A 21,975-nucleotide genomic window follows, 5' to 3' on the forward strand; every position below is an offset into this window, starting at 1 on the left:
CCTATCCACCACGGACAGAGGGATGCCAAAACGTGACTGCTCTCTCGAAAAGAGCGACCACGCCATAAAAGACCGAACCCGCAAGTGCTGCAACTGCGATTTCCGCCCACACCATGTCGATGTTCATCCGCCCGACTTCCGTCGAAATGCGGAATCCCATGCCGACCACCGGCGTGCCGAAGAACTCGGCGACGATGGCGCCGATCAGCGCCAGCGTCGAATTGATCTTCAACGCATTGAAGATGAAGGGTGCCGCCGCCGGCAGCCGCAGCTTGAACAGCGTCTGCCAGTAGCTCGAGGCATAGGTGCGCATCAGGTCGCGCTCCATATGGCCGGAGGCGGCAAGCCCGGCGACGGTGTTCACCAGCATCGGGAAGAAGGTCATGATGATGACCACCGCTGCCTTCGACTGCCAGTCGAAGCCGAACCACATGACCATGATCGGCGCGACGCCGATGATCGGCAGCGCCGACACCATATTGCCGATCGGCAAAAGCCCGCGCCGCAGGAACGGCACGCGGTCGGCGGCGATGGCAACGAGGAAGCCGGCGCTGCTCCCCACCACATAGCCGAAGATAACAGCCTTGAAGATGGTCTGCCTGACATCGGCCCCCAGCACCGGCAACGAGCCGACGATGCGTGCACCGATGGCGCTTGGCGGCGGCAACAGGATGAAGGGAATGCCGGCACCACGCGTCACCGCCTCCCAGATGATCAGGATCCAGGCGCCGAAGATGGCCGGAATGATCAGGCGCAGGGCGGTTGACGCCCAGCGCGACGTCGGGCGAAACGACGACAAGACCGTTACGCAGCGCCAGGCCAAAAACCACGCCGCGACGAGCAGCAGATAGAAGGATGCGCGAGCGCTGCCCTCATTGCCGGTTATGCCGGCGAGCAGCATCCACGCTGCGCCATGCGCGCCAAGGAACAGCAACACCACCCCGATCATCGGTGGAAAGTTGTCGGCCTCGATTGCCACGAGCAGCAAAATGAAAATCAAAACCGCAGTTGCCATGCCGTAACCGGGCGTAGCGCTGACGAGCGGCCAAAGAAGCAGCGCGCCGGCAAGCAGGACAAGCGCTGCATACCCCTGCCAGGATCGAGGCGTGATTGAGGAAAGGCTCAGGATGGAGCTCATGCCGGCCTCCCGCCCATGGCGCGGTCGACAAGGCGCCCGGCGATGCCGACGACCATCACCAGCAGCGCCGCGACCACCGACCCGGCAACCAGAGCCGACCAGATGTCGATGGTCTGGCTGTAGTAGGCGCCGGCGAGCAATTTGGCGCCGATGCCGGCGACGGCGCCGGTCGGCAACTCGCCGACGATGGCGCCGACCAGGCTGGCGGCCACCGCCACCTTCATCGAGGTAAACAGGAACGGCACCGAAGCCGGCACCCGCAATTTCCAGAAGGTCTGCGAGGCACTGGCATTATAGGTGTGCATCAGGTCGAGATGGGTAAGCTCGGGCGAGCGCAGTCCCTTCACCATGCCGACTGCCACCGGAAAGAACGACAGATAGGTCGAGATCAGCGCCTTCGGGATAAGCCCGGTGATGCCGACCGCCGCCAGCACGACGATGATCATCGGCGCCACCGCCAGGATCGGAATGGTCTGCGAGGCGATGATCCACGGCATCAGACTGCGGTCGAGCGTCGCCACATGGACGATGCCGACGGCGATGACGATGCCGAGCGCCGTGCCGAAAGCAAAGCCGAGCAGCGTTGACGACAGCGTCACCCAGGCATTGTAGACAAGGCTGCGGTTCGAGGTGATGCTGCGCAGAAAGGTGTTTTCGAAAAAATTCACCGCCACCTGATGCGGTGCCGGCAGCGTCGGCTTCGGCTGTACCAGCGTCTTGCCGATGAATTCCACAATACCCGGCGTCTGATTGGCGCGGCGGTCGAGATCGCGCTGGAACGGCGTGTTGAGGATGACGGCCATGACGTACCAGACGACGACAACGCCCAGGAGGATCGAGGTCACCGGAACGATCTTGTCGCGAAACGAGTCCATCTAGCAGGCCTCGCCGGGTAAGCGCCCTCCTCTCCCCAACGGGGAGAGGGTGACTGGAGCGAAGCGGAGGCCGGGTGAGGGTGACCGCGCTTTTGTCATCCTAGGGCGGAACCGCCGCGAAGCGGCGTGCGTATCGGGAGCGCCCCACCACGCTTTCGTCATCCTAGGGCGAAGCAAGGAGCGAAGCGACGCGGCGCAGACCCTAGGATCCATGCCATTATCTTCCCGCTCCGCAACGGTGCTGAAAATGGCTCCCTCCGCACCGCTCTGCGTAACGCTTATTCTCGACCGCTTGCGCGTTTCGCCCGACATCACGGCATGGATCCTAGGGTCTGCGCACGCCGCTTCGCGGCGGCTCCGCCCTAGGATGACGAAAGCACGGTTAGCGCGTCCCTCGCGAGGGCGATGCACCTCCTGCGTCGAACGCGCAAGCCCGTCGCGCGCGCCCTCAATCATCATAGCTGTGCCCTGCCCTCAGCCCGTCGCGCACGCGTGCCGCGATGGCCAGGAACTCCGGCGTCTCGCGGATATCGAGCGGTCGCTTTTTCGGCAGCGTCGATTCTATGACGTCGCTGACACGCCCCGGGCGCGGCGACATGACGACGATGCGCGTCGACAGATAGACCGCCTCAGGGATCGAATGGGTGACGAAGCAGATAGTCTTGTTGGTGCGCTCCCAAAGCTCCAGCAGCTGTTCGTTGAGGTGATCGCGCACGATCTCGTCCAGCGCGCCGAACGGCTCGTCCATCAACAAAAGATCGGCGTCGAAGGCGAGCGCCCGCGCGATCGAGGCGCGCTGCTGCATGCCCCCCGAAAGCTGCCAGGGGTATTTCTTCTCGAAGCCGCTGAGGTTGACAAGGTCGAGGGTGCGCTTGATGCGCGCCGCCTGCTCCGCCCTGGACAGGCCCATGATCTCCAGCGGCAGTGCCACATTGCGCTCGATCGTGCGCCACGGATAAAGTGCGGCCGCCTGGAAGACATAGCCATAGGCGCGGCTCTGGCGCGCCTGCTCGGGCGTCATGCCGTTGACGGAGATGGCTCCCGATGTCGGCTTCTCCAGATCGGCGATGACGCGCAGCAAGGTCGTCTTGCCGCAGCCGGAGGGCCCGATGAAGGACACGAATTCCCCCTTGCCGATCGTCAGGTCGACATTCGACAGCGCCTGCACCGGACCATCATTGGTCTGGAAGGTCAGGCCAAGCTTGCTTGCCGAAACAACGGCTGGCGATACTCCCGTCATCGGCCGTAGCCTGTCGCTTCCGGCCACTGCGGCGCCGGCCGGAATCCCATTGATTTTACCCCGATGTTGCTTTCCACTCGCCCAGTCCTACTCGCCCCAGTTTTACGCGCCCCAGTTTTACACGCCCTTGTCCCATCAGATAGACGCCCGGAGTTGCCCCGATGTCGCCCAAACCGACTTGCCATCTTATCCGCCCTGAAAGCTCTTATGAAGGCAAGCAGGGCCTGAGTTATTTCGGCGGTATCGCCGCCGAAACAGTCGGCTCGTCCGGCATCTGCATGCATCTGCTGACCATGCCGCCGGGTGCCCGCGCCAAGGCGCATATGCACGAAAACCATGAAACCGCGATCTATGTGCTCTCCGGCGAAGTCCATACCTGGTATGGCGACCGGCTCGAACAGCATATCGTGGTCAAGGCCGGCGATCTTTTCTATATTCCCCCCGGCGTGCCGCATCTGCCGGCCAATCTGAGCGACGGCCCCGCCTCGGCGGTCATTGCCCGCACCGATCCCAACGAACAGGAAAGCGTCGTCCTGCTGCCGGAACTGGACGGGTTGGTCGCCTGACGCCGGCATCGAGGCAGCGGTCGTCATCGGCACCGTCACGAACATGATTTCAGCGGCCCTATCTCCTCAAGGCCGGGAATGGTCACGAAGAAACCGTCCCCTCCTCTGTTGATGACCTTGACGACATCCGTCGTCGTGCCCTCCTCGCCCTCGGCGAAACAGCTGGAGCTCAACAACAGGGTGCCAGGCGCCGTCGTCAATCGCTGTGCGAACTGGCAGCCGCTGCCATAGGTTTCGACGCCGTCGGCGGTCAGCACGACATAATCGTCGCTGTCCTGATAACCGAGCCGTACATCAGCGCAACCGACCTCATTGCCAAAGGAGCCGGCAAGGACGTCAGCCGCCGCCGGCCCGGCGGCAAGGATCACCGCGGCCATCGAGATAATCGCTCCGTGGCTCGCCAAGCTCAAACGCCCGTCGCCGGGATGCCCGTCCGTTCCACCTTGCGCGGCGCGGAAATCTCCTTCCACGTCGACAGCGCCCGGTTGACCGCCGCGTTCGGCTCGCGAGCGACGAACTCGCCATGGCCGGGCTTCGCCTTGACCTCGTTTTCCTCGATCGACAGTTCGCCGCGCGAGAAGACGAAGCGCGGCAGGCCGGTTACCTCAAAACCTTCGAAGACATTGTAGTCGATCACCGACTGCTGCTTCTTGGCCGTGATCTTCTTCTTGCGCTTCGGGTCCCATACGATGATGTCGGCGTCCGCGCCTTCGACGATGGCGCCCTTCTTCGGGTACATGTTGAGGATCTTGGCGATGTTGGTCGAGGTCACCGCGACGAACTCGTTCATCGTCAGCCGGCCGGTCTTGACGCCGGTCGTCCACAGCACCGGCAAACGATCCTCGAGCCCGCCCGTGCCGTTCGGGATCTTGGTGAAGTCGCCGACGCCGTTGCGCTTCTGTTTGGTGGTGAAGGCACAATGGTCGGTCGCCACCACTTGCAGCGACCCGGCCTGCAGGCCGGCCCACAGCGAATCCTGGTGCAGTTTGTTGCGGAAGGGCGGGCTCATCACCCGGCGCGCCGCATGGTCCCAGTCCTTGTTGAAATATTCGCTCTCGTCCAGCGTCAGGTGCTGGATCAGCGGCTCGCCGAATACCCGCATGCCTTTCTGGCGCGCCCGGCGGATGGCTTCGTGCGCCTGCTCGCAGGAGACATGCACGACATAGAGCGGCACACCGGCCATGTCGGCGATCATGATGGCGCGGTTGGTCGCCTCGCCTTCGACTTCAGGCGGGCGCGAATAGGCGTGCCCCTCCGGGCCGCTGTTGCCCGCCGCCAGCAGCTTCTGCGACAGCGCCGCCACCACGTCGCCATTCTCGGCATGGACCAGCGGCAGCGCGCCAAGATCGGCACAGCGCTGGAACGACGAATAGAGCTCGTCGTCATCGACCATCAGCGCGCCCTTGTAGGCCATGAAATGCTTGAACGAGGTAATGCCCCTGTCGACGACGGTGGCCATCTCGTCGAACACCTGCTTGCCCCACCAGGTGATCGCCATGTGGAAGGAATAGTCACAGGACGCCTTCGAAGTCTTGTTGTCCCACATCTGCAGGGCCTCGAGCAGCGATTGCTGCGGCGCCGGCAGGCAGAAATCGACGACCATCGTCGTGCCGCCGGCAAGGGCCGCGCGGGTACCGGATTCAAAGTCGTCGGCCGAATAGGTGCCCATGAACGGCATTTCGAGATGGGTATGCGGGTCGATGCCGCCCGGCATCACATAGCAGCCGCTGGCGTCGAACTCATGGTCGCCATGCAAATCCGAGCCGATGCCGATGATCTTGCCGTGCTTGAACAGCACGTCGGCCTTCCACGTGCGGTCGGCGGTGACGATGGTGCCATTCTTGATGACTTTGGACATTTTCTTGTTCCCTTATTCTCTTCGCGCTTCTTGTGAGCGGCGTTGCGAGGCTATCCCATCATTCGACAATGACCGCCGTGTCCACCACCGCATGGAACAGCACGTCGGCGCCGGCCGCTGCCCATTCCTTGGTGATTTCCTCGGCCTCGTTGTGGCTGAGACCGTCGACGCAGGGGCACATCACCATTGCGGTGGGTGCGACGCGGTTGATCCAGCAAGCGTCATGGCCGGCGCCCGAGACGATATTGCGATGCGTATACCCCAGGCGCTCCGCCGCATCCCGCACAGCCTTGACGCAGCCCGGATCGAAAGTGACCGGATCGAAATGGCCGACCTGCTCGATTTGATATTGGATGTCGAGCGCTTCGCAGATCGTGTCGATGCCTTCGCGGATGCGCCCGTCCATGGCGTCGAGCACTTCCTTTTCCGGCGAGCGGATGTCGATGGTGAAGACGGTGCGGCCGGCGATGATGTTGCGCGAGTTCGGATAGACCTCCATATGGCCGACCGCGCCGACGGCGTCGGGTTGGTAGTCCATGGCGATCTCGTGCACCAGTTCGATCACCCGCGCCATGCCGAGCCCGGCATTGCGCCGCTTCGGCATCGGCGTCGAGCCGGTGTGCGCCTCCTTGCCGGTCAGCGTCACCTGCAGCCATTTCAACCCTTGCCCATGGGTGACGACACCGATGTCGATGCCCTCGTCCTCGAGGATCGGGCCCTGCTCGATATGCAATTCGAAGAAGGCGTGGATCTTGCGCTCACCGACTTTCTCGGTGCCCTTCCAGCCGATCCGTTCGAGCTCCTCGCCGAATTTCTTGCCGTCCTTGTCGACATGTGAATAGACGTCGGCCTGGTCGAGCACGCCGGCGAACACCCCGGACGCCATCATCGCCGGCGCAAAGCGGGCGCCTTCCTCGTTGGTCCAGTTGGTGACGACGATCGGGTGCTTAGTCTTGATGCCGAGATCGTTGAGCGAGCGCACGACCTCCAGGCCGCCGAGCACGCCGAGCACGCCGTCATAATTGCCGCCGGTCGGCTGGGTGTCGAGATGGCTGCCGACATAGACCGGCGGCAGGCTGGGGTCGGTGCCTTCGCGACGGGCAAACATCGTACCCATCTCGTCGACGCCCATTTCGAGCCCCGCCTCATCGCACCAGCGCTTGAACAGATGCCGCCCTTCGCCGTCCTCGTCAGTAACAGTCTGGCGATTATTGCCGCCGGCAATGCCGGGGCCGATCTTCGCCATCTCCATTATCGAATCCCACAAACGGTCTGAATTGATCCGCAGATTCTCGCCGGGGGCGGCCATATTCTAAAACCTCATTGGTTGCGGCACGCCAGCGTCCCCCTCCCCCTCGAGGGGAGGGTGGCCGCGAAGCGGTCGGGTGGGGTCGGCTGACATGCGCGCGACCTTCTCCTTGACCACCTGTGCGACATGCCAAGCGCTGTTTATGACATCGGGCTCATCGACGCGAAAGATATCGAACCCGAGCGACCGCAGATAGGCATCACGGACGGCGTCGTGCCGTTTGCCCTTCTCCTGTTCGTGCAGATCACCATCGACTTCAACGACCAGCTTTACCGCAAGGCAGGCAAAGTCAACGATATAAGGCCCGATCGGACACTGGCGCCGGAATTTCATCCCGGCCGATTTCAATTCGCGCAGTTCATACCAAAGCAGCGATTCGCCTTTGGTCGCATGAACTCGAAGCGCGCACGCCTTCTGGCGCATTTCGAAGCTCACGCGGGTCCGGGGCATCACAGGCACCTATGCGGCCGAAGGTCAGGCTGGCGCGCTGCCGCGCCGACCCCACCCGGCCGCTTCGCGGCCACCCTCCCCTCAAGGGGGAGGGAAAGCTGCAGCGCGTTCCTCAATCCACCGCCCTCAGCACTTCGCGCACGTGGTCGATCAATTCGTTGATCTGGCCCTTGGTGATGATCAGCGGTGGCGACAGCGCGATGATGTCGCCGGTGGTGCGGATCAATGCACCGCGCTCGAACGCCTTGACGAAAGCCGAGAAGGCCCGCTTCGTTGGCTGGCCGGCGATCGGCGCCAGCTCGATCGCGCCGATCAGGCCGATGTTTCTGATATCGATGACGTTCGGCTCGCCCTTCAGCGAGTGCAGCGCGTCCTCCCAGTACGGCGCCAGTTCCTCGCCGCGCGTCAGCAGCCCTTCTTCCTTGTAGGTGTCAAGCGTGCCCAGCGCTGCCGCGCAGGCGATCGGATTGCCCGAATAGGTGTAGCCGTGGAAGAACTCGATCATGTGCTCGGGCCCGGTCATGAAGGCGTCGTGGATTTCCTTCTTCACGAACACCGCGCCCATCGGGATGACGCCGTTGGAGACGCCTTTGGCGGTGGTCATGATATCCGGCGTGACGCCGAAATAGTCGGCGGCAAACGGCGTGCCGAGGCGGCCAAAACCGGTGATGACTTCGTCGAAGATCAGCAAGATGCCGTGCTTGGTGCAGATCTCGCGAAGCCTCTCGAGATAGCCCTTCGGCGGCAGGATGACGCCGGTGGAACCGGCCACCGGCTCGACGATGACGGCGGCGATGGTCGAGGCGTCGTGCAAGGCGACGATGCGCTCCAGCTCGTTCGCCAGTTCCGCGCCATGCTCCGGCACGCCCTTGGTGAAAGAGTTCTTTTCCGGCAGATGCGTGTGGGGCATGTGATCGACGCCGCCGAGCAGCGTGCCGAACATCTTGCGGTTGGTGACAATGCCGCCGACGGAGATGCCGCCGAAATTGACGCCGTGATAGCCGCGTTCGCGGCCGATCAGGCGGGTACGCGAGCCCTCGCCTTTTACGCGGTGATAGGCGATCGCCATCTTCAGCGCGGTCTCGACCGATTCCGAGCCGGAATTGGTGAAGAACACATGGTCCATGCCCTTCGGCGCGATGTCGACCAGCCGGTTCGCCAGCTCGAACACGATCGGATGGCCCATCTGGAACGCCGGCGCATAGTCGAGCTCGGCCGCCTGGCTCTGGATCGCCTCGGTGATCTTCCGGCGGCAGTGGCCGGCATTGACGCACCACAGGCCGGCGGTGCCGTCGAGAACCTTGCGCCCGTCGCTGGTCGTGTAATGCATGTCCTTGGCCGACACCATCATGCGCGGCGCCTGCTTGAACTGCCGGTTTGCCGTGAACGGCATCCAGAATGCACTGAGATCGTTCGGCGTGACTTTCAGCCGGTTGGACATGACCGAGACTTCCCCTTGTAACCTGTTTCGGTGCGGCTAACGCCTGGTCTTTCCAACTTGGTCTTCGCGACGTTTTCGTGCTACGCAAATTTTTGACCGGTTGGACAAACGTTAGCACCGCCTTATCAGCGGTCAAGGGATTACTAGCGGAAATGCGGCTTTCGAAGTGCGCTCCACAGGGCGGAGAAAAACTGGTCCAGAGAATTGGTCCAGACACTCCTCGCAGCGAAGGTTTTTCGAGGTGACGGATGCGGTCGAAAGCTCTGCTCCTCGCCGCACCCGCATCCAGGTGGAAAAGCGCGAGCTCATCCTCGAGGCGGCGCTCGAAGTCTTCTCGACCAACGGTTTTCGCGGCTCGACAATCGACCAGATCGCTGAAGCCGCCGGCATGTCGAAGCCGAACCTGCTCTATTATTTCCGCCGCAAGGAGGACATCCACAAGACGCTGATGCAGCGGCTTCTCGACACCTGGCTGGCGCCGCTGCGCGAACTCGACGATATCGGCGATCCCTTGACCGAACTGCGCAGCTACATCAGGCGCAAGCTCGAAATGGCGCGCGATTTCCCGCGCGAGAGCCGGCTGTTCGCCAACGAGATCCTGCAGGGCGCGCCGCGCATCATGCCGATGCTGGAAGGCGAGTTGAAGACGCTGGTCGACGAGAAAGCCAACGTCATCAAGGGCTGGATGCGCGCCGGCAAGATTGCCCGCACCGACCCCTGGCACCTGATCTTCTCGATCTGGGCGACAACGCAGCATTACGCCGATTTCGACGTCCAGGTGCGCGCCGTGCTCGGCCCCGACCGCGGCGGCGACGGCCGCTTCGAGGATGCCGCAAGATTTCTCGAGCAACTGTTCATCGACGGGCTGAAGCCGAAGGGCTGAGGCAGCTCGGCTGTCGCAAACCTCCCCCATTGCTTCGTCATCCTGGGGCGCAGCAAGGAGCGGAGCGACGCAGCGCAGACCCCAGGATGACGAAGCTGGGCTCACGCGCTGCGCCGCTCGGCCGGCAGCGCATCGAGCAGCTTCTGCAGCTTGGCGATCGAGTTCTGCTCGGCGAGCGGCGTGTAGACGATCAGCTTCATGTCCGAGCCGTCGTCGATCGACAGGCTCATATGCTCGAACGCCATGGCACCCGCTGTCGGATGCCTGACATGCTTTACACCCGACAGGTTACGGGCCACGTCGCGCAGCGGCCACCAGGCGCGAAACTCCGGGCTCGAGCGCGTCATCAGCGCGATCAGCCGCTCGAAATCCGGATCGCCGACATATCTGGCGCTTTCTGCCCGGAATGACGCCAGCACGGCACGTGCCAGTTCCTCCCAGTCGACGAGCAGGCGCCGATGCTGCGGGCTGGTGAAAACCATATGGACGATGTTGCGGGCGTCGCCCTCCAGCAGGCCATAGTCGCCGAACACGGCTGCCGCAGCAGAATTCCAGGCCAGCACGTCCCAGCGCCGCCCAAGGACATAGGCCGGCTGCAGGACCAGGCTCTGCAGCATGTGCAGCAACGGGCTATCGACTTTTTCCGGCGCGTCGACGCGACGCTCCGGCTGCGGGCGGCCGGCAAGAATGAACAGATGCCGTTGCTCGGCCGTGTCCAGGCGCAGCGCCCGGCTGAGCGCCGTCAGCACTTCCACCGACGGCCGAACGTCGCGGCCCTGCTCCAGCCAGGTGTACCAGGTCGTGCCGACGCCGGCGATCATCGCCACCTCCTCGCGCCGCAGCCCGGGCGTGCGCCGGCGCAGGCCGGTCGAAATGCCGGTGGCCGAAGGGGTCAGCCTTTCGCGCCGCGAGCGCAGAAAGGCGCCAAGCTCGCGGCGGCGGCTGTCTTCGGCGGAGTGTGTCGGTGAATCCATCGGTGCTATTATAGCAGTATCGATACCAGGATAAAGTTTGAACTGTTTGGCAAGTGGCCGGTGCCCCATCTTTCCGTTCAGAGCGATGACATGGAGGCTCTGAACATATGGAACTGAAAGACAAGACAATCCTCATCACAGGATCGACCGACGGCGTCGGCCGCGTCGTCGCGCAAAGGCTCGGCGCCGGCGGTGCCCGTATCCTGGTGCATGGCCGCGACGCGACTAGGGGCAAGGCGACCGTGGCCGAAATCGAAGCCGCCGGCGGCAAGGCCGAGCTGCTGGTCGCCGACCTCTCCTCCCTGGCGGAAGTCCGCCGCCTCGCCGAGGCGGTGCGCGCAAGGACCAAGCGGCTCGATATCCTTATCAACAATGCCGGCGTCGGCACAGCCGGCCCCAACTCCAAACGACAGGTTAGCGCCGACGGCTACGAGTTGCGCTTTGCCGTCAATTATCTCGCCGGCTTCCTGCTCACCATGGAGCTGCTGCCGCTGCTCAAGTCCAGCGCGCCGTCGCGCATCGTCAATGTCGCCTCGGCCGGCCAGCAGGCGATCGACTTCGACGACGTCATGCTGACCCGCTCCTATGACGGCGTCCGTGCCTACTGCCAGAGCAAGCTGGCGCAGATCATGTTCACCATCGACCTGGCGGAGCAGCTGCACGGCACCAATGTGACCGTCAACAGCCTGCATCCGGCAAGCTACATGAACACCACGATGGTGCGGCAGGCGGGCATCACGCCGTGGAGCTCGGTCGAAACCGGCGCGGAAGCCATCATCAACCTCGCCACGTCGCCGGCACTCGAAGGGCGAAGCGGCCTCTATTTCGACGGCCAGAGAGAATCCCGTGCCGATGCGCAAGCCTATGACGTGAAGGCGAGGCAGCAGTTGCGCGAATTGAGTCTCGGCCTTGTCGGGCTCGCACCCGTTTCCGCAACATCGAAGAAAGAAAATTCATGACCGAGAAAACGCAGCACGCCGTGATCGTCGGCGGCTCCTCCGGCATCGGCCTCGCCACCGCGAAAAAGCTGCTTGGCCCGGGCATGAAGGTGACGATCACCGGGCGCAACCGGGAAAGGCTCGACAACGCATGGCAAAGCCTTGGCGGCGCGGTCGAAAAAGCTGCCTTCGATGCCGCGAAGCCGGACGAGGTTCGCCGGTTTTTCAACGAACTCGGGCCTTTCGATCACCTGGTGCTGGCCGCCAGCGGCGGCAAGGGGCTCGGCCCGTTCGAAACACTTGACTTGACCGATATCGGCGGCGGCGTCGACGAGAAGGTCCGGCCACAGCTCTCCTGCCTGCAGGCCGCCTTGCCGACGCTGAACAAGAGCGGCTCGGTGACTTTCATCTCGGCAGTGTCGGCGCAATTGTCGGCGCCGGGTGTCGCCGGCATCGCCGCCGTCAACGGCATGCTGCTGACCGTGGTGCCGATCCTGGCAATGGAGCTGAAGCCGTTACGCGTCAATGTCGTGGCGCCAGGCGTCATCGACACGCCCTGGTGGGACTTTTTACCCGATGAACAGCGCCATGCGGTGTTTGCCGATTATGCCGGCAAGACACCGGTCGGCCGTATCGGCCGCGCCGAGGACGTCGCCGAGGCAATTGCGTTCCTGGTCTCGAACAGCTTCGTCACCGGCCAGGTGCTGACCTGCGACGGCGGCTTGCGGTATGCGGCGTAAGGCGGCTGCCTCCACGAGGCGTGTCAAAGCGACTGCGCGATCAGCGCCAGAAATCCTCCGGCCAGCGCGACGTTGCCGACAAAGCCATTGATGCGGGACGCGCGCTCCACGCCCTGATGATCCCAGAAGTTATGGAACATCGGCGTGGCGACGATAAGGAACAGGATCAGGCATGCCGCCGCCGCAGCGGTCCAGATGCCCGCGATCACCAGTGCTCCGGCGATGATCTGCAGGACGATCCCCAGCCACAGCACCGGCCGTGCCTGCGGCACGCCGCGCGTCGTCATCAATTGGCTCACCAACGCCGCATTCTGGATGTTGCGCAGGCCGGCAAAGACAAAGGCGCCGCCAAGCAGCAGGCGGGCGGCGAAAAGGATCTCACTGTCAAAGTTTAAAAACATGCTGTGGGGGTCCTTGGGCAGAAAAGAGGCGCGCGGCGCAAGGCCGCGCACCTGGTCCTCAGGCGGCCAAGACCGCTGGCATCGGATGGATTGCATGGAACGGAACGCAAAGCCGGTTCCAGGTGTTGATCATGCCGAGCGCAACCGACAGCTTGACCAGCTCCTGTTCCGAGAAATGCTCAAGCGTCCTTGCATAGAGTTCGTCCGAAACACCGTTGTCGGCGATCCTGGTCAGCGCGTCGGTCCAGGCCAAGGCCGCGCGTTCGCGCTCTGAAAACAGCGGCGATTCCTTCCAGGCGGAGACGAGATAGAGCCGCTGCTCGCTTTCGCCGTCGCGGCGCGCTTCGCGGCTATGCATCTCGACGCAATACGAGCAGCCGTTGATCTGCGACGCCCTGAGCTTGATCAGATGCAACAGGCTTTTTTCGAGCCCGCATTCGTCGACTGCCTTGTTGAGCGCCGACACCGCCTTCATGATCTCCGGCGCCGCGCCGAAAAATTGCAGCCTCTGTTTCATCGTCTGTAGCCTTTCATGCTTGCTTGGTTGAACTTGATTTCTGCGGCCGCCGATGGCGCTCGACGAAGGCGCAGTTCGCGGCGACCGAACGGGGATCGGCATCGGCGGTGTATTCTGCAACGATGTCGGACAGCCGGGCGTCGGCGAGCGCGGCGCGATAGGCACGCTCGGCCTTCAGCATGGCTACGTTGATGCCGCAGGGTTTGACATAGACCGAGGCATCGAGCTTCGCTGGGCCGCGCTGGCGGATTTCGGCGCAGCGGAACGCCGGTTCACGCCCCTCGACGGCCAGCACGATATCGAGCAGCGTTATGCGTTCCGTCGGCCGCGCCAGCCGGTAGCCGCCGGACGGCCCCGGCACTGATTCCAGAATGCCGGACGCAGTCAGCGCGTTGAGATGCTTAAGCAGATAGCTCGGCGACAGCCCGAACGCCTCGGCCATGGCAGCACCTGGCAAGGTCGCGGCGCCATCAACGCCGGCGAGCATCGCGGCGCAGTGGATGGCCGCTTCGACGCCCTCGCCCAGCTTCATTTCGCTCTCCTGTTCATGGATATAGATTATCGTGGATAAATTTTATCTGCAATAGGAAAGTCAAAAAGCGGCGCCCATGAACGCCGCTTTTTTTCGCAATGCTATTCCGCCGCCACCTTGGCCATCGGATTGTTGGGATGCGTCGTCCAGTTGGCATAGATCGGCGACACTGGCCTACCAGTGCGCTCATCGATCACGCCGACCGCCAGCGCCTCCATCGTGATGCAGTTCTCGACCGGACAGACATTGACGCAGAGATTGCAGCCGACGCATTCGGCCTCGATCACCTCGAAATGCCTGACGCCGTCGACAATTGCGGTGATCGCCTGGTGCGAAGTGTCCTCGCAGGCGATGTGGCAGCGGCCGCATTTGATGCAGGCCTCCTGGTCGATATGCGCCTTGGCGACGTAGTTGAGATTGAGATACTGCCAGTCGGTGACGTTGGGCGTGGCACGGCCGACGATGTCGTCGAGCGTGGCATGGCCCTTCTCGTCCATCCAGTTTTCCAAGCCGGCGATCATCTCCTGCACGATCTTGAAGCCGTAGGTCATCGCCGCCGTGCACACCTGCACATTGCCGGCGCCGAGCGCCATGAACTCGGCGGCGTCGCGCCAGGTGGTGATGCCGCCGATACCGGAGATCGGCAGGCCATGCGTTTCCGGATCGCGCGCGATCTCGGCCACCATGTTCATGGCGATCGGCTTCACCGCCGGACCGCAATAGCCGCCATGCGAACCTTTGCCGTCAATCGTCGGCTCCGGTGCGAAATTGTCGAGATTGACGCCGGTGATCGAATTGATGGTGTTGATCAGCGACACCGCGTCGGTGCCGCCGGCAAGGGCAGCTCGTGCCGGCTTGCGTATGTCGGTGATGTTGGGCGTCAGCTTGGTGATGACAGGCATGCGGGTGTTGGCCTTGCACCAGCGCACCACCATTTCGATGTACTCCGGCACCTGGCCGACCGCCGCACCCATGCCGCGTTCCGACATGCCATGCGGGCAGCCGAAATTGAGTTCGATGCCGTCAGCGCCGGTCTCCTCGACTACCGGCAGGATCGCCTTCCAGGCATGCTCCTCGCAAGGCACCATCAGCGAGACGACGATCGCCCGGTCGGGCCAGTCCATCTTGACCTGCTTGATCTCGCGCAGATTGACCTGCAGGTCGCGGTCGGTGATCAGCTCGATGTTGTTGAGGCCGAGCAGACGACGGTCGGCGCCCCAGATCGCGCCATAGCGCGGACCGTTGACGTTGACCACCGGCGGGCCCTCTTCGCCGAGCGTCTTCCATACCACGCCGCCCCAGCCCGCCTTGAAGGCGCGAATGACATTATAGGCCTTGTCGGTCGGCGGCGCCGAAGCCAGCCAGAACGGGTTCGGCGACTTGATGCCGACGAAATTGTTGCGGATGTCTGCCATGCTCATGCCCTCCCGTTCGAGGTCAGTGCCCGATGAATGCTCTCCGCCGCATCGCGGCCTTGCGCGACGGCTGAAACAGTCAGGTCGTCGCCGCCGAAAATGCAGTCGCCGCCAGCCCAGACATTGGCTAGCGAGGTGCGCCCTTCCGCATCGACCTTGATGCGGCCGGCTTCCAGCGCGACCTCCGCACCGCTGCCGTTGAGCGCAGCCGGGACAAAGCTCTGGCCGATCGCCTTGAACACCTGATCGGCGACGAGCGTCAGCCGCTCGCCGGTGCCGACGAGCCTGTCGCTGTCCATCGCGGTGTATTCGAGCTCGATCGCCGACACCTTGCCGGCATCGGCAATGACCCGCTTCGGCTGCAACCAGTGCCGGATGATGACGCCGTTGGCGGCAGCCAGATCCTGCTCGAATTCGGAGGCATTCATGTGCTCCGGGCCGCGCCGATAGCAGATCGTCACCTCTTCGGCTCCGAGCAGCTTCGATTGCACCGCCGCGTCGATCGCCGTCATGCCGCCGCCGATGACGACAACACGCCGGCCGACCGGCAGGCTGGCCAGATCACTGGCCTGACGAAGCTCGGCAATGAACTCGACGGCATTGCTGACGCCTTGCGCCTCCTCGCCATCCGCTCGCAAGGCATTGACGCCGGCAAGCCCCATGCCGAGGAACACCGCATCGTAATTCCTGGTCAGGTCCGACAGCTGGTAATCACGGCCGAGCGCCTTGCCGTTCTGGATGTCGATGCCGCCGATCGACGTGACATAGTCGACTTCAGCCTGGGCGAAATTGTCGACGCTCTTATAGGCGGCGATACCGTATTCATTGAGGCCGCCGGCCTTCGGGCGGGCTTCCAGGATGGTCACGTCGTGGCCGTAGCGGGAGAGCCGATGCGCGGCCGCAAGCCCGGCCGGTCCGGCGCCGACCACAGCGACCGTCTTGCCGGTCGGTTCGGAGCGGTTGTAGAACTGCTTGTTTTCGGCCATGGCGACATCGGTGGCGTAGCGCTGAAGGCGACCAATCTGCACCGGCTTGCCTTCGGCCACCTCGCGCACGCAGACTTCTTCGCATAGCGTCTCGGTCGGGCAGACGCGGGCGCACATGCCGCCCAAAATGTTCTGGTCAAAAATGGTCTTGGCTGAGCCGATCGGATTGCCCGTCGAAATCTGGCGGATGAACAGCGGGATGTCGATCGAGGTCGGACACGCATTCATGCACGGCGCATCATAGCAGAAATAGCAGCGGTCGGACTCGACCAGCGCCTCGTGATGATCGAGTGGCGGGTGCAGGTCGGCGAAATTGTCGGCATATTGGTCTGGCGAGAGCCGCCCGCCGGCAATGCCTTGCTTGAACTGGCCTTCTGGCATCGTCAGTTCCCCATGTTCTTGTTTTGGGGAAGGCTAGCACGTTTTGTTTTTTTATCAATTGGTCAATTTTCGGCGCAAACTGCTGAAAAGCCACGAATAAACATGACAAGTGTACTCATGTTACCAAAGCCGCCGACAGGGAAGCTTGGCCATAGCGGCACTGCCGTTGCTGGACTGAGTGGTCAGCCTGGTAAGCTTAGCGTTGGTTTTGATCACCGAAGGCAAAGGGCCCTGAAGTCTTCGTCCGTCAGCTGCGTCCAGCTGCCATCGGGGCCGGGATCGGCCTCCTCCCGATGGCACAGCGCGACAAGTTCGGAAGTGAGCGACATCCGGCGCATGGATCAACAACCCCTCGTTGACTGCGAGCAAAGTCGAAAACCGCAGGGCGCGCAACCCGGTAACATTTCCAATTTGCCGTCATCTTTTTTGGTTGGCTGTCGGATTTTCGTCGTGAAGATCGTCCTAGAATGGATCGCGCATGATCGATGTACAAACCGCAAGGAGCACGACAATGCCACAGTCCCCCATGCCCTTCTTCTGGTACGAGCTGATGACCACCGATCTCGACGCCGCCGAGGCGTTTTACACCTCCGTGGTGGGCTGGAGGGGGCAGCCTTTCGAAGGGGCCCAGGGCATGCCGCGCTATATCGTCATGAATGTCGGCGAGCGCGGCGTCGGCGGGATGATGACGCTGCCCGATGACGCGCGCAAGATGGGCATGCCGCCGGCCTGGGTCGGTTATATCCTCACCAGGGACATCGATGCCGCAACGGCCTCCCTCAAGAAGGCTGGTGGCGCGGTTCACCGCGAGCCCGACGACATTCCTGGCGTCGGCCGCTTCGCCGTCGTTGCAGACCCGCAAGGCGCGATGTTCAACTTCCTGCAGCCCAGCGGCCCCGACCAGCCGCCGCTACCGTTGGCGACCCCCGGCAACATCGGCTGGCATGAGCTCTACACGTCAGACTGGAAGGCGGCGTTCGATTTCTATTCCAGCCAGTTCGGCTGGGAGAAGGGCGACGCCATGGATATGGGTCCGATGGGCGTCTACCAGCTTTTCGCCTTCGGCGGCGAGCCCGTTGGCGGCATGATGAACAAGCCCGAGCAGATCCCGGCGCCGGTCTGGCAGTTCTATTTCAACGTGCCCGGCATCGACGCGGCAGCCAAGCGCGTCACCGACAATGGCGGCAAGATCCTGATGGGTCCGATGGAGGTCCCCGGCGGCAGCTGGATCGTACAGTGCACGGATCCGCAAGGCGCCCATTTCGCGCTAATGGCACCGACGCGGTAACAGGCCGCGCCAATTGGGGGCCGCCATCGTGCGGCCCCAAGGCTGCAGCACGCCTCACGACTCACTCACCGACAGTTGAATGAAGGCCGGACTATGTGAATGGTCCGGCCTTTGGCGATGACCTATGGCCGGGCTAGGTGAAAATGGAGTCGTAGATGAAGCTTTTCGAAGGCCTCGCCGGATATCAACCGTTCGCCCTTGCCGCCTTGCGCATCATGACGGCGCTGCAGTTCATTGAGCACGGCACCCAGAAACTGTTCAATTTCCCCGTCGGCGACCATGCCGGCGCCCTGAGCGCGCTATCGCTGACCGCGGCCATCCTGGAATTCGGAGGCGGCATCCTGCTGGTATTGGGGCTTTTCACCAGGCCGGTGGCATTCCTTCTCAGCGGCGAGATGGCGATCGCCTATTTCATGGCGCACATGCCGCAGAGCTTCTTCCCGGTCAACAATGGCGGCGATGCCGCGATCTCCTTCTGCTTCATCTTCTTCTATCTGGTATTCGCCGGCCCCGGCGCCCTGGCACTGGACAACCGCAAAACATCGTAGCCGGGCGGATCAGCGCGCGCTCAGGCCGACTTGCGCGCAATCAGGCCCGCGAAGGCGATGAACCCGAAGAACTCTCCGGCTTCGACACGCCGGCGCGCCTCGTGCTTCAGCCCGTCGCCAAGCGCCTTGTCGAGTCGCTTCCAGCCGGCCAGAATATCGGCGCCGCGATCGACCAGAGTCAGCATGTAGTCGGGCGCGGCAATTTGGGCGTAGCCGTAGCTGTCGAATTTTTCGACGACAAAGCCCGCCGATTTCGCCAGCAGCGGCAGCCGGCGCGTCAGCCAGCGGTCATTCACCAGCGCCGCCATTGCGGCATCCACGCAATCCTGCAGCGGATCATGATCGCCGATGGCGACCGTCGTCGTCGCGTAATCGCCGTCGAAGATCGCCAGGCAGCCGCCTGGGCGAAGCACGCGCAACGATTCCGTCAGGGCCTTTTCGGGACCGGGCACATGGGTCAGGCAGGTATGGAAGATGACCACATCGAACGAGTTGTCCTCGTGCGGCAGCGACCTGGCATCCCCTTCGACGAAGTTCAGGTTGGGGATATCCGCGGCAAGCTCGCGCGCCTTCGCCAGAAATATCGGCGACGGATCGAGCCCAACAACCTCGTTCACCCCCGGCCAGCGCGCAAGCTCGCGACTGATCGGTCCCGAGCCGCAGCCGCCTTCGAGGACGCGTGCCCTTTCCGGAAAATCGATCGACGAGAAAAACGAGTGGCGAATTGCCTTCTGGCGCGGGTCTGCGGCCCGCAACTCCATCGCGTTGATAAGAACCGCGACAACAGCCGGATCAGCGGTTGTGATCTGCGCATACACGTCGGGCATGGTGGACCTCCGAAGCAATTGCCCAGCCTTCCGCCGCAGCTCGACAATAAAACCAAAGGTCACCGCGCGAAAGAATTTTCACTATCGCGAAATCGTCCTCCCCCTTTCATCGTGCCACCGGCACGGCGACTTCGCCATGCCACTCGGTTCCTCAACCGCGCATCCGCTCGAAATTGGCGTCGAACAGCGGTGTCTGCTGCATACGTGCGGCGTAACGCTTGCCCAATAGCTCGATCTCGAAACCGTTGGCCTCATCGGCGATCTCTTTCGGCACATAACCCATGGCGACGGATTTTTTTGAATGATGTGCGTAGCCGCCTGACGTGACCCAGCCGCGCACGGCACCGCCATACCAGATTGGCTCGTCGCCGATGACGTCGGCATCGGCAGCATCGACGACAAAGGCCCGCAACCGCAGTCTGCCGCCTTGCTTGCGCTCCGCCAGCGCTGCCTGCTTGCCGATGAAATCGGCCTCTTTGCCATAGGCGACGAAGCGGTCGAGGCCGGCCTCCAGCGGCCCATAGATCGGCCGGTATTCGCGCGCCCATGAGCCGTAATTCTTCTCGAGCCGCAGCGCATTGAGCGCGCGCGAGCCGAACAGGCCGATGCCGAATTCCTCGCCCGCCGCCATCAGCGCCTGATAGGCGGCACGCTGATATTCCGGCGCCACCCAGATTTCGTAGCCGAGGTCGCCGGTGTAGCTGACGCGCCCGACCAGGCACGGTGCCATGCCGATATCCATCCTGCTGATGGCCATGAACGGAAAGGCCGTATTCGACACGTCAGATCGTGTGACCTTTTCAAGAAGGTTCCGCGCGCTCGGCCCGGCGATCGACAGGCCGGTGAGTTTTGCTCCCAGCGCCTCGATGCTAACAGAGCCGTCCTTCGGCAGATGCGCTTCGAACCAGCGCATGTGGTACTGCTCGGCGACACCGCTGCCGGCCAGGAACCAATCCTTGCTTGCAGAATTTGGACCGCCGAGATTGGCCAGCGTGAAATCGCCGATCAACCTGCCGTCTTCCTTCAGCATCGGCGCCAGCGTCATGCGGCCGGGCCTTGGCAATTTGCACGCGAGCATACTGTCGAGCCAGGTTGCTGCGTCCTCACCGGTGACTCTGTATTTGGCGAATGACGAGATTTCCGACAGACCAACGCGTTGCCGAACCGTCTCCACTTCTTTCGCGACATGCTCGAAGTCGCTCGAGCGGCGCCAGGAGAATTCGTCCTTGACCCCTTCGGGCGCATACCACAGCGGCACTTCCAGCCCATAGGCGACGCCCCATTGCGCGCCCTCGGCCGACAACAGATCATAGACCGGCGTCGTCTTGAGCGGTCGCCCAGCCGGCAGTTCCTCGTTCGGGAAGCGGATCGAAAACCGCCGCGAATAATTCTCGCGCACCTTGGCGTTGGTATAGGCCATCGTGGCCCAGTCACCGTAGCGTGACACATCCATCGCCCAGATGTCGGCGCCGGGATCGCCCTCGATCATCCAGTTCGACAGCGCCAGGCCGACGCCGCCGCCCTGCGAGAACCCCGCCATGACACCACAGGCCACCCAGAACCCCGGCAGGCCGCGCACCGGCCCGACCAGCGGATTGCCGTCCGGCGCGAAGGTGAAGGGTCCGTTGATGATCTGCTTGATGCCGGTGTTCTGGAACGCCGGGAAATGCCGGAAGCCAACCTCCAGCGACGGTGCGATGCGGTCGATATCGGGCTCCAGCAGTTCGTGGCCGAAATTCCATGGCGTCTGGAATTCGGACCATGGCTTGTTGGCCTTTTCATAAGTGCCCATCAGCATGCCGCCGCGTTCCTGGCGCAGATAGAGTTCGCCGTCGAAGTCGACCGCATGGATGATCTCCGTGCCGGTCTTCTGGTTCCAGGCGGCGACCTCCGGCATGTCCTCGGTGATCAGGTACATGTGCTCCATCGCCAGCACCGGCAGCTCCAGCCCGACCATGCGGCCGACCTCACGCGCCCACAGGCCGCCGGCATTGACGACATGTTCGGCCACAACCTCGCCCTTGTTGGTGATGACGCGCCACAACCCGTCGGCGCGCCGCACAATGTCCTCGACCTTGGTGAAACGCTCGACCTCGGCACCAAGCTTCCTCGCCGCCTTGGCGTAGGCGTGGGTAACGCCGGACGGGTCGAGATGACCGTCCTCCTTGTTGCGCACGGCACCGACGAACTGCTTGGGATCGAGCAACGGCATCAGCTCGGCCGCCTCATCAGGCGATATCTCCTCGAGCTCGATGCCGAGATAGCGGCCCTTGGCGACGACGCCGCGCAGCCAGTCGAGCCGCGCCTCCGTCGCTGCCAGCAAGACGCCGCCAGTCAAATGCACGCCGGTCGCCTGGCCGGACAGTTCCTCGATCTCCTTGTAGAGCGAGATTGTGTATTTCTGCAGCTTGGCGACATTGGGATCGCCATTGATCGTGTGCATGCCGCCGGCGGCATGCCAGGTCGAGCCGGAGGTCAATTCATCGCGCTCCAGAAGCACGATGTCTGTCCAGCCGTGCCGGGCCAGATGGAACAGCACGGAGCACCCGACAACGCCACCGCCGATAACCACGACCTTTGCATGCGATTTCATGGGATTCTCGTCGTTTCAAAGAGTTGGATGGGTTTCATGATTCTGGAGGAGAAGAGAATGAAGCCGAACAAGACG

The 21,975-nt window shown here is 63.0% G+C and carries 22 protein-coding genes and 1 pseudogene; 6 read left to right on the forward strand and 17 right to left on the reverse strand.

Translation table 11 applies throughout. The annotated features are described in order from the left end of the window. Nucleotide 1: 1 nt before the first annotated feature. From NKI39_RS07475 to NKI39_RS07485, 3 genes are all read right to left on the reverse strand, one after another. On the reverse strand, nucleotides 2-1,138 hold the full coding sequence (locus tag NKI39_RS07475) for an ABC transporter permease (protein WP_352501093.1): 1,137 nt from the start codon (nucleotides 1,136-1,138) through the stop codon (nucleotides 2-4). Further along, nucleotides 1,135-2,013, reverse strand: coding sequence for an ABC transporter permease (locus tag NKI39_RS07480; RefSeq protein WP_352831244.1), 879 nt, complete (start codon nucleotides 2,011-2,013; stop codon nucleotides 1,135-1,137). The genes NKI39_RS07475 and NKI39_RS07480 overlap by 4 nt, the downstream gene beginning before the upstream one ends. A 448-nt stretch (nucleotides 2,014-2,461) precedes the next feature. Further along, a complete protein-coding gene (locus NKI39_RS07485; protein ID WP_352453396.1) occupies nucleotides 2,462-3,253 on the reverse strand; it encodes an ABC transporter ATP-binding protein in 792 nt (263 codons plus the stop codon). 161 nt (nucleotides 3,254-3,414) lie between these two features. Here NKI39_RS07485 and NKI39_RS07490 point away from each other — a divergent pair, with 161 nt between their 5' ends. Further along, nucleotides 3,415-3,819 (forward strand): cupin domain-containing protein, encoded by a 405-nt coding sequence (locus tag NKI39_RS07490; RefSeq protein WP_352831246.1) that lies wholly within the window; start codon nucleotides 3,415-3,417, stop codon nucleotides 3,817-3,819. A gap of 35 nt (nucleotides 3,820-3,854) precedes the next feature. Here the strand turns inward: NKI39_RS07490 and NKI39_RS07495 are convergent, their stop codons facing one another. The 5 genes from NKI39_RS07495 to aptA form a co-directional block, all read right to left on the reverse strand. Further along, complete coding sequence (locus tag NKI39_RS07495; RefSeq protein ID WP_352831248.1) at nucleotides 3,855-4,196, reverse strand: hypothetical protein; 342 nt, start codon at nucleotides 4,194-4,196, stop codon at nucleotides 3,855-3,857. Between the two features lie 29 nt (nucleotides 4,197-4,225). Then, nucleotides 4,226-5,677: a dihydropyrimidinase gene (gene hydA / locus NKI39_RS07500; RefSeq protein ID WP_352621211.1), complete on the reverse strand. Its 1,452-nt coding sequence runs from the start codon at nucleotides 5,675-5,677 to the stop codon at nucleotides 4,226-4,228. 58 nt (nucleotides 5,678-5,735) lie between these two features. Next, nucleotides 5,736-6,986: a Zn-dependent hydrolase gene (locus NKI39_RS07505; protein ID WP_352831250.1), complete on the reverse strand. Its 1,251-nt coding sequence runs from the start codon at nucleotides 6,984-6,986 to the stop codon at nucleotides 5,736-5,738. Nucleotides 6,987-6,989: 3 nt separating this feature from the next. Further along, complete coding sequence (locus NKI39_RS07510; RefSeq protein ID WP_352831251.1) at nucleotides 6,990-7,409, reverse strand: endonuclease domain-containing protein; 420 nt, start codon at nucleotides 7,407-7,409, stop codon at nucleotides 6,990-6,992. 139 nt (nucleotides 7,410-7,548) lie between these two features. Then, nucleotides 7,549-8,877 carry an omega-aminotransferase AptA gene (aptA, locus tag NKI39_RS07515; RefSeq protein ID WP_352831253.1) on the reverse strand — a complete coding sequence of 443 codons (1,329 nt, stop codon included), beginning with the start codon at nucleotides 8,875-8,877 and terminating at the stop codon, nucleotides 7,549-7,551. A gap of 241 nt (nucleotides 8,878-9,118) precedes the next feature. Here aptA and NKI39_RS07520 point away from each other — a divergent pair, with 241 nt between their 5' ends. Beyond that, nucleotides 9,119-9,760 (forward strand): TetR family transcriptional regulator C-terminal domain-containing protein, encoded by a 642-nt coding sequence (locus NKI39_RS07520; protein WP_352503191.1) that lies wholly within the window; start codon nucleotides 9,119-9,121, stop codon nucleotides 9,758-9,760. 101 nt (nucleotides 9,761-9,861) lie between these two features. Here NKI39_RS07520 and NKI39_RS07525 read toward each other — a convergent pair whose 3' ends face one another. Beyond that, the gene (locus NKI39_RS07525; RefSeq protein ID WP_352750218.1) at nucleotides 9,862-10,734 is read right to left on the reverse strand and encodes a helix-turn-helix transcriptional regulator; all 873 of its coding nucleotides are present in this window, start codon (nucleotides 10,732-10,734) and stop codon (nucleotides 9,862-9,864) included. 107 nt (nucleotides 10,735-10,841) lie between these two features. On the opposite strand from NKI39_RS07525, the gene NKI39_RS07530 reads away from it, so the two are divergent. Together NKI39_RS07530 and NKI39_RS07535 are read left to right on the forward strand one after the other, a co-directional pair. Beyond that, nucleotides 10,842-11,693: an SDR family NAD(P)-dependent oxidoreductase gene (locus tag NKI39_RS07530; RefSeq protein ID WP_352820336.1), complete on the forward strand. Its 852-nt coding sequence runs from the start codon at nucleotides 10,842-10,844 to the stop codon at nucleotides 11,691-11,693. Then, nucleotides 11,690-12,412, forward strand: a complete 723-nt coding sequence (locus tag NKI39_RS07535) for an SDR family oxidoreductase (RefSeq protein WP_352831254.1) — start codon at nucleotides 11,690-11,692, stop codon at nucleotides 12,410-12,412. The genes NKI39_RS07530 and NKI39_RS07535 overlap by 4 nt, the downstream gene beginning before the upstream one ends. A 23-nt stretch (nucleotides 12,413-12,435) precedes the next feature. On the opposite strand, the gene NKI39_RS07540 is transcribed toward NKI39_RS07535, so the two are convergent. The 6 genes and pseudogenes from NKI39_RS07540 to NKI39_RS07565 form a co-directional block, all read right to left on the reverse strand. Beyond that, on the reverse strand, nucleotides 12,436-12,813 hold the full coding sequence (locus NKI39_RS07540) for a DoxX family protein (protein ID WP_352831292.1): 378 nt from the start codon (nucleotides 12,811-12,813) through the stop codon (nucleotides 12,436-12,438). 58 nt (nucleotides 12,814-12,871) lie between these two features. Further along, nucleotides 12,872-13,330 (reverse strand): carboxymuconolactone decarboxylase family protein, encoded by a 459-nt coding sequence (locus tag NKI39_RS07545; RefSeq protein WP_352708071.1) that lies wholly within the window; start codon nucleotides 13,328-13,330, stop codon nucleotides 12,872-12,874. Nucleotides 13,331-13,343: 13 nt separating this feature from the next. Next, a complete protein-coding gene (locus NKI39_RS07550; RefSeq protein WP_352831255.1) occupies nucleotides 13,344-13,862 on the reverse strand; it encodes an RrF2 family transcriptional regulator in 519 nt (172 codons plus the stop codon). 101 nt (nucleotides 13,863-13,963) lie between these two features. After that, nucleotides 13,964-15,277, reverse strand: coding sequence for an NAD-dependent dihydropyrimidine dehydrogenase subunit PreA (gene preA / locus NKI39_RS07555; protein ID WP_352831257.1), 1,314 nt, complete (start codon nucleotides 15,275-15,277; stop codon nucleotides 13,964-13,966). Nucleotides 15,278-15,279: 2 nt separating this feature from the next. Next, nucleotides 15,280-16,644, reverse strand: coding sequence for an NAD(P)-dependent oxidoreductase (locus tag NKI39_RS07560; RefSeq protein ID WP_352820330.1), 1,365 nt, complete (start codon nucleotides 16,642-16,644; stop codon nucleotides 15,280-15,282). A gap of 215 nt (nucleotides 16,645-16,859) precedes the next feature. Continuing rightward, nucleotides 16,860-16,982: pseudogene (locus NKI39_RS07565) on the reverse strand (gamma-glutamylcyclotransferase); the annotation flags it as partial. Nucleotides 16,983-17,155: 173 nt separating this feature from the next. Here NKI39_RS07565 and NKI39_RS07570 point away from each other — a divergent pair. Both NKI39_RS07570 and NKI39_RS07575 read left to right on the forward strand, forming a co-directional pair. Next, nucleotides 17,156-17,932, forward strand: a complete 777-nt coding sequence (locus tag NKI39_RS07570) for a VOC family protein (protein WP_352453197.1) — start codon at nucleotides 17,156-17,158, stop codon at nucleotides 17,930-17,932. A gap of 155 nt (nucleotides 17,933-18,087) precedes the next feature. Next, entirely contained in the window at nucleotides 18,088-18,480 is a 393-nt protein-coding gene (locus tag NKI39_RS07575; RefSeq protein WP_352473533.1) for a DoxX family protein, read from the forward strand. A 20-nt stretch (nucleotides 18,481-18,500) separates the two neighbouring features. On the opposite strand, the gene NKI39_RS07580 is transcribed toward NKI39_RS07575, so the two are convergent. Together NKI39_RS07580 and NKI39_RS07585 are read right to left on the reverse strand one after the other, a co-directional pair. After that, complete coding sequence (locus NKI39_RS07580) at nucleotides 18,501-19,307, reverse strand: class I SAM-dependent methyltransferase (RefSeq protein WP_352473532.1); 807 nt, start codon at nucleotides 19,305-19,307, stop codon at nucleotides 18,501-18,503. A 151-nt stretch (nucleotides 19,308-19,458) separates the two neighbouring features. Further along, a complete protein-coding gene (locus NKI39_RS07585; protein ID WP_352831260.1) occupies nucleotides 19,459-21,900 on the reverse strand; it encodes a GcvT family protein in 2,442 nt (813 codons plus the stop codon). Nucleotides 21,901-21,975 lie beyond the last annotated feature (75 nt).

Origin of the sequence: Mesorhizobium sp. M0664 (assembly GCF_040320565.1) — a bacterium.
Classification (GTDB): domain Bacteria; phylum Pseudomonadota; class Alphaproteobacteria; order Rhizobiales; family Rhizobiaceae; genus Mesorhizobium.